The following is a 12,376-nucleotide window of genomic DNA, read 5'->3' as shown; positions in this document are numbered from 1 at the left end:
TACTGACTGGTGAGGCAATATATGTTGACCGAAACAGGAAAAACATCAAATGTGAGAATCTTGCCATCGAAGAGGATGCAATCCTATTAATCGATGGAAGAAAGACAAATATTGATGTAAACAATTTGTATTACAGTTATTTTACAAGTGTTGGCATTTTGAACATGGGCGGAATATTAGACATGGTCCCAATAATGTATAAAACCCTCACATTAGGAATTGCAAGTGATGAATACCATACATATTACTATGATTATGATAATGAGACTGGTCATTTTGCATTTAATGTACATACTGACCTTCGCGAAGGCAATAGGGAAGGATTAGAGTATATCCAAACTTATACATTTAATATAACTAACTATAATGCCATTTATCGATTATTGTTAAATCAGGATTATAATGCATCTGTCACTCAAATTGCAGATGTCTTAATCAGTAGTGTAGAGGATTATAGAGGAATCTTTACAAAAGAGAAAGCCATTCCAAGCATGTTAAATATTAATTGTGAAAATCAAACAAAGGCATTGAATGTTGTCTTTTCCAAACCTATTCTTGTTGAATCAACCTTTTGCTGGAACCTAAAGGAATTAGGATACAATGTAATCAACATCAATGGTAACGGCTCAACAATCCATGCTGAAACCAAACCCCGTGAAGAATTCAAATGGGCCATCACTGCAGATATGGGTTATACTTTAACAGCATCCAACATTAAAGTGGAAGGATTCAACACAGCAATCACAAATCATGGAATCTGCATTTTAAACAATGTGACACTGCATAACAACAGAATGGACTACATTTGTGAAAGGGACGATGGTGCAGCTCTACTTAACAGTGGTATTTTCATTGCTAATGAATGTGCATTTACAAATAATTATGCAAAGAACGGCGGTGCTATATTCAGCCAAGGACAATTGAGCTTAAATAACTGCACATTTGAAGACAACACAGGATATGGAACCGGAAATGACATATTAAATGTAGACAAAGGATCTGTATTCATAAATGGCAAACCGGTGAATGGAACAGAAGGAACAGTTACTTATGTTGAAAGCATGTCAGACACATATGCATCAGTAATATCATTAATTGCTGCTACTGGGACAATTTTTGCAGGTTTAGCAGCAGGTGCTGTTGGTTTTTTAGCTAGTGGAAATATTGTAGTTGGAATTGCTGTTGGGGTAGCTGTTGGTGCTGCTGTTGGTGCTGCTTTAGGAACTGCTGCATCAAGTGCAATCACTTCATGCCAATATAATTTAGCACATGACAGACTAAAGATAGCTATAGGGCTTATTAGTGGATGCGTCATAATGGGTATGCTATCTGGAGCATGGGGTGCTGTATGGACTGCTCCATCTGTTAATAACCCAATGAAATCCGGAAATGATAACCAAATAGATCCCCAAATAAGAAAAAAATTCCAATTAGTGAATATCTCCAACAAATACATAGTGAAAGGCCAGAAAAACTTACTGAAAATATAAACCAATTGAAATATAATACTTTAGATTTGACATTAGATGATTATAACCGTTATAGTGATATAAATCAGGAATTTAAGTTTAAAATTGATAAGAGTACAGGAAATATCCATAAAATTTATGAGGAATTTACTGAAATATATGATAAGACGGGTAATGAGTTATTAATAGTAAAATTTAAATGATAATCTAGTGTGGATATTATGTAATTTATATTGAAAGAAGAAATACGGTAAGGGGTATGTTAGTTAATTTGTAAGAAAAATAAGTCTGAATACAAATTACAGACCCTACATTCCATTCATGTAGTTCTGTATGATTGTATAAAATTTCATAATATTCATTACAAAATCTAAAATTATGACTTTTCCTATGTTTTTTTTTTGGCATTGTAAAAATCCTAGTGGATATTTTTCAAAAAATTTTAAAAAACATAGGAAATATTATTTTCCCCATTTAGTAATTTTATTTTAATAATTAAACAAATTATTTCCCTCATTTAGTATTTTTATTTTAATAATTAAACATATTATTTTCCCTCATTTAGTAATTTTATTTTAATAATTAAACATATTATTTTCCCTCATTTAGTATTTTTATTTTAATAATTAAACATATTATTTTCCCCATTTAGTATTTTTATTTTAATAATTAAAACATTAGGGATATAGTTTAGGAAATAATCACTCCAACAAATCATTTTGCCTTTTTTAAATTGCTTATTTTTTTCATTTTTCTCTATTTTTTTTTTTAAATTAAGTTCATTTTTTTGTTATTTATTGTTTTTTTTAAATATTTAAGATTAAATAAAACTTACTTTAAATGTTTTTTAACTTTGTCCTTTGGTTTTAGTAAAATATATTGAATTATTACTTATCGATTGGGTTTAGTTAAAATGTTTTAAATTTAATTTTTTCATTTCATTTTAGTAAAATATTTTAAAATAAAAAACATAAATAATTATAAAATTAAAATTTTTAATCCAAAAATTAAGGTGCTGATTTTGAAAATTAAAAAAAGATATTTCTTAAAGAAGAAAAAAGTTAAGGAAATTAAACAGGAACTTGGTGATTACGGTTCCTTCATCAATAATAAGGACACTCTTGAAATGCTGGAAGCAGAGGATTATGACTTTATTTTAGTTAATGCTGAGCCTTATATCATTATGATCAACGACAAGCCATATCCTACCTTAAAGGCTGCATTGAATCTTGAGCTTGACAGCAAAGTGGTTGTTGTTGATATGGGTGCAGTCAGATTTGTAACCAAAGGTGCAGATATTATGAGTCCAGGCATTGTAGATGCTGATGATTCAATTGTGCCAGATGATATAGTCATAATTGTTGAAGAAACTCACAATAAGCCATTAGCTATGGGAATCAGTTTAATTTCAGGTCCTGAAATGGTGGAAAATTCTGAAGGAAAAGCCATTAAGTCACTCCACTACGTTGGAGATGCTATTTGGAACTTGGAATTATAATTTTCATTATATATTATATGCTTTAATATAATTTAATATATTACTTGAAACTTGGAATTATAATTTTCATTATATTCAAATGATTTAATATAATCAATATAATTTATGCTCTAATCCGCATTAGCTTTAATGTAGATAAATTAGAGCATTAAGGTTATTTCTTTAAAATAAGTGATAATATGGTAGATTTAAGATTAAACGCTGGAAATGTTAAAAATCCTAATGTTCATAAGATAGGAATCATTGCACTTGGATCACACCTTGAAAACCATGGTCCTGCACTTCCTATTGACACAGATGCTAAGATAGCATCATACATTGCATTTCATGCTGCTTTGGAAAGTGGAGCAAAATACTTAGGTGTCATCTATCCTGCTCATGAAATAAAAGAGATAAATCATGGAATCCATGTTTCCCTTGAGGATTTGTCAAATGAAATCATTAAAGTACTTAAATCAGCAAAAAAACATTTGGGAATCAGCAGTGTAGTTATTGTCAATGGACATGGAGGCAATTTGCCTATTGTTACTTGTTTATATGACATTGAAGAGCAGACTGATTTGCTCATAACATTAAACAGCAAGATCATTGAGTCAGAAGGACCACATGGCGGTTCCGGTGAATTGTCTATGGGTAAGGTCTTAGGTATCATCGAGGAAAGCAAAGTTGAAAAACAGACTGATTTAAGTGAGTATGGGGAAGTTGGTCTATATATGTTTGGTCAAGCAAGGCAAAATGATCCAAACATTGAAGAAGGTGCATTAGACATTGAAGAAAACGGTGTTTATGTTGATGAAGTTTATGGAAATGAACTGTTAAAGTTAGCAATCAACTCCGTATTGCTTGATGTTGAAAAGCAATTGGATTCCCACTATGGATACTAGCTGTTTTCATCTTATTTTTTATTTTTTAATATTTATTTTGATTTTTCAATTTGAATTTTGAAATTAAATTTGTTAATTTAATTAAATTATTTTTAGAATTTATTTTGATTTTTTCAATATTGAATTTTGAAATCAAATTTCTTTTTTAATTAAATTATTATTAAATTTAAGGATTGATTTTATGGAAGAGATAATTTTTAAACCGATTGGATACATCAAATCCCCTTATGAAGATGTAAAGAATATGCCCAAGTCTCCAAGGGAATCTGGAGATATGGAAGCTGAAATGATTATTGATGAGAAATATTTGGAAAGCATGTCCAGCATGAAGGCTGGTGAAGAGTATATGGTTTTGTTTTATTTCCATAAGTCAAAAGGATATGAACAAAGGGTTCCATTCAGAGGGGATGGTCCTATAACAGGATTGTTTTCAACTCATGCTCCAAACAGGCCTAATCCTATTGGAGTATCTACAATAAGGATAAATGAAATCAATGGGAATGTGATCAAGTTTTCAGGAGTTGACATGCTAAACGGCACTCCTGTATTGGATATAAAGGATATCATTTAGCTGTTGAATTTTATTTTTCACTTTTTTCTTTTTTTAAGTTATTAATTTTTATTTAAATTTTAATGATATTTTATTACTTTTTTCCCATATAACTAATTTTTATTTATTTTCAATAGAAAATCTACTTAAATATAGTCTATTTTTAATATTTAGGTAAAAACCTTTATATACTATGTAAAATATATTATAAATTAATATTAATTTGGTTATGCTATATTATTATAGATTATTTTCAAATTTTATTAGAATTCTATAATTTTTAATGATTTTTAAGATAATTTTTATGTTTTTTAATTTTATAGTTTGATCTTATTAATTTATTAAATTTTTAGAAAAATTCTAATTAAAAAAGATTATTGTGTCTAAAACATATTGTCTTTAATTTTTTCTAAAAAACCCTTAACTCATGTAATTAATATTTTAAAATAGGTGTTGTTTTTCAATATTTATTTTAAAAAAAAGACTTGATTGTCTTAGTTTAAACATGAAAAATAGTTAAGTTTATATATTATACGAACATATTTAATATAGTATAGGTGATAATCATGAGCGGACAACAAAATGTTCAAAGACCACTTGACGCATTAGGAAAAGCAGTGAATTCTCCAGTTTTGATTAAACTCAAAGGAGAAATTGGAAAAAGGAGAAATAATGAGAAGATTAGGTACTGTTCTCATTAGAGGAGACAATATTGTATACATTTCTCCATAGAAACTTAGTTTCTTATTTTTCTAAAGTTTTTCTTTGTTCTACTCAATAAAGATTATTGAATTATTATTTATTAGTTAAATTAATGGATATTAATTTAATTAATTTTTTATCTATTTTATGCTCTTATTTTTAAATAAGATTATTTTATAGACTATTTTAGCATTCTTAACGAAGAAAATTATTATTATTGTTTACTATAATTAAGGAGGAGATAGAAGTGAAAGGAACTCCATCAATGGGTAAAAAGAATAAAAAGACCCATATTAGATGTAGAAGATGTGGTAAAAACTCATACCACGTTCGTAAGAAAGTATGTGCTTCTTGTGGATTCGGTAAATCCAGTAAAATAAGAAGATACAGTTGGCAAAACAAAAAACCTACCACTCGTCAAAGATTAGTATAGGTTTAATTGCAGCTTTAGTGTATTTTATACACTATTTAAAATTTTTTTGAGATAATAAAAGCGAATTATCTCAATATTACTTACTATTTTTAATATTTTTATTTTATTTAGTTTATATTAGGTATTACTGTTTTTGTTTTTTGATTTAATTTAATTCATTATTAATTTAGATACCTGATAAAAATAGGATCAAAAAGTCATTAAATTATTTATTTTTTAAAGAGGTTATTAATTAATTGAAAATTAGTTTTTTGATTTAATAAAAAAAGTATTGTTTAAATTTAAATCAGAATCTGGATTATAAAAGTATAGTTTAAATTTAAATCAGAATCTGGATTATAAAAGTATAGTTTAAATTTAAATCAGAATCTGGATTATAAAAGTATATTTTTTTAATTATTAAAATTAGCATTTGGATTAAAAAATAGTTTTTTAGAATTATTGAAAATCAGTTATTACTTGATCTAACTCTTTTTGAAGCTTTTTTAATAATTTTATGTTTTTGCCTGTCTTATCTAAAATCAAAGTCATGATCTTATCGACTTCGTTTTCCTGGTAATTAGGATTCAATTCCTCTCCTACACTATCCCAGAGCTCTACAGCCCAATTTTTCTTTCCATCATATACTTCATCAATCAATGTTAGCTTTCCATTCTTTAATCGGAATAATCTAAAATCTTGTTTAGGATTTGACTTTTTACCTTCCTTGTTGCAGTCAAGGTATAATCCATCAATAAATTCAGATTTATAATCTCCTGCTTTAACAAATTCTCCTACTAAGGAATATCCATTCAGTACACTTTTATCTAATCCGGTAACGGTTTTAACCCATCCTCCGGTAGCTCTAAAGTTTATTGAAGGATCTATATTTGTTATTTCTTCACACCAATTCAGAAGCATATTTTTTCTCCAAAAAGCACAGATTTGTTTTATTCAATAATACGTCTTTTAATTTTAGTAAAATCCAAGATATGAATTTTATTTATAAAATTTTAATCATTTTCTTGTAAAGAATCTGATTGCAATTTTTATTTTTCCTTTTAATTGGTCAAATAAGAATATTAATCGTTTTCTGTTAAGGGAATTTGATTGCAATTTTTATTTTTCCTTTTAATTGGTCAAATTAGAATTTTAATCGTTTCCAGTATTTGGATTTTGATTATAATTTTTATCTTTCCTTTTAATAGGTTTAATAAGAATTTTAATCGTTTTCCAGTATTTTGGATTTTGATTGCAATTTTTATCTTTCCTTTTAATTGGTCAAATAAGAATCTTAATCATTTTCCATTAAAGAAATCTGATCGTAATTTTCATTTTTCCTCTTAAAAGGTCAAATAAGAATCTTAATCATCTTCTTTTAGAAAATGAAAAGAATTTTATTTCTAAAATTCAATCCTGTTCCTTTAAAAAGGGATTAAAAATATATTATTAAAAGAAACACGAAAATAAAATCTTTAAAAATCTTATAAGTTCTGATTTAAATCTTTAAACCGAAGTTTAAACCTGATTTGCAGCAACTTATTCGATTATTAAAAATCAATTTTTATGTTTGTTACACTATTTTATCTATGTTTATTTATAAATGGATTATTCGAGAGACCATTTGAAAACTAATATTTTTATATTTTTTTAAGTGATATTTGGGCAAAATTATTGATTTTTTCACCTTCAATAAAATAAGGTATATATAGTATGTATTACAAATCTATTAAATGAATATGAATATATAATAAAAAAATAGTCATTATGATAATTTAATATTATTTTTTAAATTCAAGACTAATATTAAATTATTATAATAATTCATTCACAGCTATTTTTTTACATGATTAATCGATGTATACTTGAGTGAATTAAATGAAATGGTTAGAAAAGTTTAATATTATTCCAAATAATGAAGAATTATACATTATTGCCTTTACTCATTCTTCATATAGTGCAAAATATGACTTGGACTATGATTATGAAAGGCTTGAGTTTCTTGGGGATTCAGTCTTGAATATGTTGACTTCCGAGTATTTGCAGAATTTGCACCCAACTTACAGTGAAGGTAAATTGACTAAGCTTCGAGCAAATTATGTATGTCAAAGTGCTTTAGTTGTTTATTCTCATGAAAATGACTTAGATAAACATATTATGCTTAATTTAGAAGACAATGCTATAAGCGATAATGAAGTTATTTCCATCACTGCAGACATTTTTGAATCTTTTTTAGGTGCAATTTATCTTGATCAAGGAATTGAAAAGGCAAAAGAGTTTTTAACAATGACCGTTTTCCCTTATATTGAAACTAAAAAGATTTTCTTTTATGACTATAAGTCTACAATTAAGGAATATGGTGATGCACAGGATGTTGAAGTCTGCTATGAATTGCTTGAAGAGCATGGTGCACCTCACGATAAGACCTTTGTTATGAGGATTTTGGTTGATGGAATCGATTACGGTCACGGTGTTGGAAAAAGCAAAAAAGAGGCAGAGCAATTAGCTGCTGCAAAAGCAATTGACAGATTAAAGTTAGATCAATAATTATTTTTTAGGGAATTTTTTCTTTCCCTTATCTTCTGATTCTTTTTTATGAAATAGTTTATTTTAGAAGATATTTTTTACTATGATAGTTTATTTTATCCTTAAGGAAGATATTTTTACCCTATGATAGTTTATTTTATCCTTTAGAGATATTTTTTATTATAATAGTTTATTTTATCCTTTAGAGATATTTTTTATTATAATAGTTTATTTTATCCTTAAGGAAGATATTTTTTCACTATAACGGTTATTCTTATCCTAATGCTTTTTTTTAATTAATCGGATTTTTTCTATTCCTCTTCATAAATCTCAAGACAGATATCATATATTGTATCCAAATCCTCTTTTATATTGAATTGAATGTTTTCAGGATTCTTTTTATTAAAATAATCAATTACCTTTTCTTCGTTGATTTCCTGATTGTCTATTAAATCCATAATAAATTTAGATACTATCTTGCTTGTTTCAACAGTAATTCTATCGTTAAAAAGCATTTCATATAATTTGATTAAAAGATCCGTGTTATTAAATTCAGTTTTATTTTCAGCTAACATTATATCCCTATTTCTTTTATGTTATATGTTTATATCTAGGTTATATGTATTAATACTTACTATTATATGCTTAAACTGTTTATAATCCTTAAAAAATTCCTATTTTTTTTACTAAAATTTCAAAATTTTACTTAAATCATATAAGTAAATATAAATAGTATTTTAGTAATATATAAATAATGAGACAACTATTTGATTTTTAGCTTATGAAATCTATTAAAATTGGACTATGCTTACTATATGAAAATAAAATTTAATATTAAGTCTTAAATTTGTTTAAATACTAGTTAAACTTTGATAATGCTGGAAATATTCAGCATTAGTATATTGAATTAGATTTTTTATAAAATTCAGTATTCTTTAAATAATATAGGTATTAAAAATGAAACAGAAATCTGTTGGTAAAGTTATTACTAAAACCTTTGCTATTGAGGATGATTTAAAGCTAAGTTCTGGAAAAACTCTCAGTAATGTGGAACTTGCTTATGAGACTTATGGTGATTTGAATTCTACCAAATCCAATGCTGTTCTGGTATGCCATGCACTTACTGGAGATGCACATGCTGCAGGAACACATGGGGGGAAGAAAAAGCCAGGATGGTGGGATATGGTCATCGGTCCTGGAAAGGCATTAGACACTGAAAAGTACTTTGTCATATGTTCGAATGTATTAGGCGGATGTAAAGGTTCAACTGGTCCTGCATCAATAAATCCTAAAACAGGAGAGGAATATGCACTTGATTTTCCAATAATAACCATTGAGGATATGGTCCATGCGCAAATGAAACTTATAGAGGGCCTTGGCATAGAGAAATTATATGCTGTTATTGGAGGTTCTATGGGTGGAATGCAAGCATTGCAATGGACTGTCAGTTATCCTGAAATGATGAAAAAGGCATGCATTATTGCTACTACAGCCAGATCTTCACCTCAACAAATCGCTTTTAATGAAGTAGGTAGACAATCCATTATTTCAGATCCATTTTGGAACGATGGCAGATACTATGGAAATTACCTTACTCCAAGGTCTGGACTCTCTGTTGCTCGTATGATTGGCCACATCACTTATCTAAGCGATGCATCAATGTATAAGAAGTTCGGAAGGGATTTGCAGGATAGAGATGAGCTCAGTTATGATTTTGCACTTGATTTCCAAGTTGAAAGTTACTTGCACCATCAAGGAGAATCCTTTGTAAGGCGTTTTGATGCCAACTCCTATTTATACATTACAAAGGCAGTGGATTACTTTGATTTAGCAGTTGAAGGAAATCTTGCTGATGGCTTAAAGGACGTTAAGGCTAAGATGCAAATCATTGCTGTTGATTCAGATTGGCTATATCCTGTGGATCAATCAAAAGACCTCTTGGCTGCACTACAAACCAATGATGTGGATGTAGTCTATAATGAAGTCAAGTCTGATTACGGGCATGATGCATTCCTGCTTGAAAATGGTCAAATGAACTTCCTTTTATCTAATTTCCTATCTGAACATCATGTAGGGGATGTAATGAAAACTGAAGTTCCTACAATTCATATTGATTCCACTATTAAGGAAGCTGCAGTTATCATGTTTGATAATGAAATCACTCATTTGCCTGTAGTGAATGATGACAATTCATTGGCAGGTATAGTTACTGCATGGGACTTGTCTAAATCCATTGTAGAGGATTGCAGTGAATTAAGGGAAGTCATGACTAAGAATGTAAGAACATGTAAGTCCTCAGATGAGATAGAACATATTGCAAGGCTAATGAAAAAATACAATATTTCATGCTTGCCTGTTGTAGATGGCGAATCTTTAGAAGGCCTTATTACAACTGATAGGATATCACATCTTATTTCTAATTATTAGAGTAAATTTAGACTATTTTTAGTCTATTTTTTCTTTTTTTATTTTTTTTTAAATTATTAGTCAATTTTTAGGTATTTTTTTACTTTTTTATATTTTTCTCATTACTCTTCATTATTTTACATTTGATAATCCTTTTTTTTCAAATGAAATTTTACAAAAACTAATTTTTTCTACGATTTTAATCAATCTTTTTAATGATTTTAAAATATTTTAACCATTTAATTCCATTTTTAAAAATCAATTAAAAAAAGTATTATTCATGTATTAATGATTTAATAAGTTAAGTTTTTATATAAAAATTAATATACATAATAATATTTAATTAAAGGATTCAATATCATGGATGAAAAAAGTCAATGGAATAATAGTCTTTCCTTTATCTTTGCTATGGTAGGGGCTGCTGTTGGTCTAGGTAATATTTGGAGATTCAGTTATGTATTATACTCCAATGGTGGAGGATCATTCTTTATCCCATATCTTATTGCAATTGTTATAATGGGAATTCCATTTTTAATTCTTGAATATGGTGTTGGATTCAGTTTCAAAGACTCATTTTCGAATATATTAAAGAAGATAAACCCTAAGTTTGAAATCATAGCTTGGTTTTTAGTTCTTTTTGTTTATATAGTGGTTATCTATTATATGGTTATTCTGGCATGGGATATGGTTTATTTCCTGTCAAGCTTTAATTTCAGTTGGGGAGCAGATACAACCAGCTTCTTTATTAACAGTGTTGGAGGAAGCACTAATTTAGCACGTCCTGGTACTTTCATCGTTCCTACATTCTTCTGTGTAATCTTCCTATGGGTTGTCTTATGGTATATTTCACATAAGAACGTTGAAGAAGGTATTGGTAAGGTATCTAAGGTATTGATTCCATCATTATTTGTTATAATGGCAATCATTATAGGATATGCCCTTACATTACCTGGACATATGATTGGAATAGACACTTTGCTTAGACCTAAATGGTTTATGCTTTTGGATGTTAATATTTGGCTTGCAGCATTTGCTCAAATCATCTTTTCATTAAGTATGGGACAAGCTATTGCATTGACTTATGCAAGCTATTTGCCTGAAAAATCCAAATTGACTGATAATGTATTGATAGTGGTTGCTTCCAACTCATTATTTGAAATATTCACTGCATTTGGAGTGTTTTCCATACTTGGATATATGTCTCTCCATACTGGAACAGCAATGAGCAAACTGGTTACAGAGGGAACAAGCCTTGTATTTGTTGTATTCCCAATGATCTTTAATATCATGGGTACAGTTGGTAGAGTCTTAGCACCGTTGCTCTTCCTTGCAATATTGTTTGCAGGAGTCACTTCAGCGTTAGGATTCTTTGAACCGATGCTATCATCTACAAGCGTCAAATTCAATATGTCTCGTAGGAAAACTGCAGCAATATTATCAGTAATCGGATGTTGTTTGTCACTATTGCTTACAACTCAAATAAGCAGTTATTTGGTACATATCGTTGATTCATTTGTAAATGAATTTGGAATTCTCTTCTTAATAGGAGTACAATGCGTAATCTTTGCATGGTATTACAACATTGAAAACCTTATTCCTGTATTAAATGAATATGGACAATTGAAGGTAGGCAAGCAATGGGTCTTTATTATCAAGTATCTATTGCCTTTTGTATTGTTTTCAATGTGGATTATAGGAATAATAAAATTATTCATGGAAGCAATCTTTATAGAGATGGTTGTTGATATTATAATTATTGTTCTTGTAGTGGTATTCGGTCAAGTCTTGACTGAATTGAATCCAAGAGGAGATTAACTTTTTAATCCTTTATTTTTTTATTTTAGTCTTTTTTTAACTTTTAAATCCTTTATTTTTTTATTTTAGTCTTTTTTTAACTTTTAAATCCTTTATTTTTTTATTTTAGTCTTT

At 28.3% G+C, this 12,376-nt stretch carries 9 protein-coding genes and 2 pseudogenes; 9 read left to right on the top strand and 2 right to left on the bottom strand.

The window, feature by feature from the left end; genetic code table 11:
- From QZV12_RS08245 to QZV12_RS08220, 6 genes and pseudogenes are all read left to right on the top strand, one after another.
- A pseudogene (locus QZV12_RS08245) lies at window positions 1-1,490 on the top strand (hypothetical protein); the annotation flags it as partial.
- A 994-nt stretch (window positions 1,491-2,484) separates the two neighbouring features.
- The gene (locus QZV12_RS08240) at window positions 2,485-2,967 is read left to right on the top strand and encodes an RNA-binding protein (RefSeq protein WP_295620101.1); all 483 of its coding nucleotides are present in this window, start codon (window positions 2,485-2,487) and stop codon (window positions 2,965-2,967) included.
- Between the two features lie 179 nt (window positions 2,968-3,146).
- Complete coding sequence (gene arfB / locus QZV12_RS08235; RefSeq protein ID WP_295620086.1) at window positions 3,147-3,851, top strand: 2-amino-5-formylamino-6-ribosylaminopyrimidin-4(3H)-one 5'-monophosphate deformylase; 705 nt, start codon at window positions 3,147-3,149, stop codon at window positions 3,849-3,851.
- Window positions 3,852-4,032: 181 nt separating this feature from the next.
- Window positions 4,033-4,422 (top strand): tRNA (N6-threonylcarbamoyladenosine(37)-N6)-methyltransferase TrmO, encoded by a 390-nt coding sequence (gene tsaA, locus QZV12_RS08230; protein WP_295620082.1) that lies wholly within the window; start codon window positions 4,033-4,035, stop codon window positions 4,420-4,422.
- Window positions 4,423-4,967: 545 nt separating this feature from the next.
- A pseudogene (locus QZV12_RS08225) lies at window positions 4,968-5,133 on the top strand (LSM domain-containing protein).
- Window positions 5,134-5,350: 217 nt separating this feature from the next.
- Window positions 5,351-5,536 (top strand): 50S ribosomal protein L37e, encoded by a 186-nt coding sequence (locus QZV12_RS08220; RefSeq protein WP_292775557.1) that lies wholly within the window; start codon window positions 5,351-5,353, stop codon window positions 5,534-5,536.
- A gap of 438 nt (window positions 5,537-5,974) precedes the next feature.
- On the opposite strand, the gene QZV12_RS08215 is transcribed toward QZV12_RS08220, so the two are convergent.
- Window positions 5,975-6,436, bottom strand: a complete 462-nt coding sequence (locus tag QZV12_RS08215) for a hypothetical protein (protein WP_295620075.1) — start codon at window positions 6,434-6,436, stop codon at window positions 5,975-5,977.
- A 957-nt stretch (window positions 6,437-7,393) separates the two neighbouring features.
- Here QZV12_RS08215 and rnc point away from each other — a divergent pair.
- The gene (rnc, locus tag QZV12_RS08210) at window positions 7,394-8,062 is read left to right on the top strand and encodes a ribonuclease III (RefSeq protein WP_295620072.1); all 669 of its coding nucleotides are present in this window, start codon (window positions 7,394-7,396) and stop codon (window positions 8,060-8,062) included.
- Window positions 8,063-8,352: 290 nt separating this feature from the next.
- Here rnc and QZV12_RS08205 read toward each other — a convergent pair whose 3' ends face one another.
- Entirely contained in the window at window positions 8,353-8,616 is a 264-nt protein-coding gene (locus QZV12_RS08205) for a hypothetical protein (RefSeq protein WP_295620068.1), read from the bottom strand.
- A 382-nt stretch (window positions 8,617-8,998) separates the two neighbouring features.
- Between QZV12_RS08205 and QZV12_RS08200 the strand changes: the two genes are divergently transcribed.
- On the top strand, window positions 8,999-10,468 hold the full coding sequence (locus QZV12_RS08200) for a homoserine O-acetyltransferase (protein WP_295620065.1): 1,470 nt from the start codon (window positions 8,999-9,001) through the stop codon (window positions 10,466-10,468).
- A gap of 339 nt (window positions 10,469-10,807) precedes the next feature.
- A complete protein-coding gene (locus tag QZV12_RS08195; RefSeq protein ID WP_295620062.1) occupies window positions 10,808-12,262 on the top strand; it encodes a sodium-dependent transporter in 1,455 nt (484 codons plus the stop codon).
- Window positions 12,263-12,376 lie beyond the last annotated feature (114 nt).

Origin of the sequence: uncultured Methanobrevibacter sp. (genome assembly GCF_902769175.1) — an archaeon.
Classification (GTDB): Archaea; Methanobacteriota; Methanobacteria; order Methanobacteriales; family Methanobacteriaceae; genus Methanobrevibacter.
This window is presented reverse-complemented; position numbering and strand designations above follow the sequence as displayed.

Bases quoted from the DNA above. Each gene is read 5' to 3' on its own strand.
- QZV12_RS08205 (WP_295620068.1), bottom strand. From the start codon at position 8,616: ATGTTAGCTGAAAATAAAACTGAATTTAATAACACGGATCTTTTAATC.
- QZV12_RS08200 (WP_295620065.1), top strand. From the start codon at position 8,999: ATGAAACAGAAATCTGTTGGTAAAGTTATTACTAAAACCTTTGCTATT.
- tsaA (WP_295620082.1), top strand. From the start codon at position 4,033: ATGGAAGAGATAATTTTTAAACCGATTGGATACATCAAATCCCCTTAT.
- rnc (WP_295620072.1), top strand. From the start codon at position 7,394: ATGAAATGGTTAGAAAAGTTTAATATTATTCCAAATAATGAAGAATTA.
- arfB (WP_295620086.1), top strand. From the start codon at position 3,147: ATGGTAGATTTAAGATTAAACGCTGGAAATGTTAAAAATCCTAATGTT.
- QZV12_RS08195 (WP_295620062.1), top strand. From the start codon at position 10,808: ATGGATGAAAAAAGTCAATGGAATAATAGTCTTTCCTTTATCTTTGCT.
- QZV12_RS08215 (WP_295620075.1), bottom strand. From the start codon at position 6,436: ATGCTTCTGAATTGGTGTGAAGAAATAACAAATATAGATCCTTCAATA.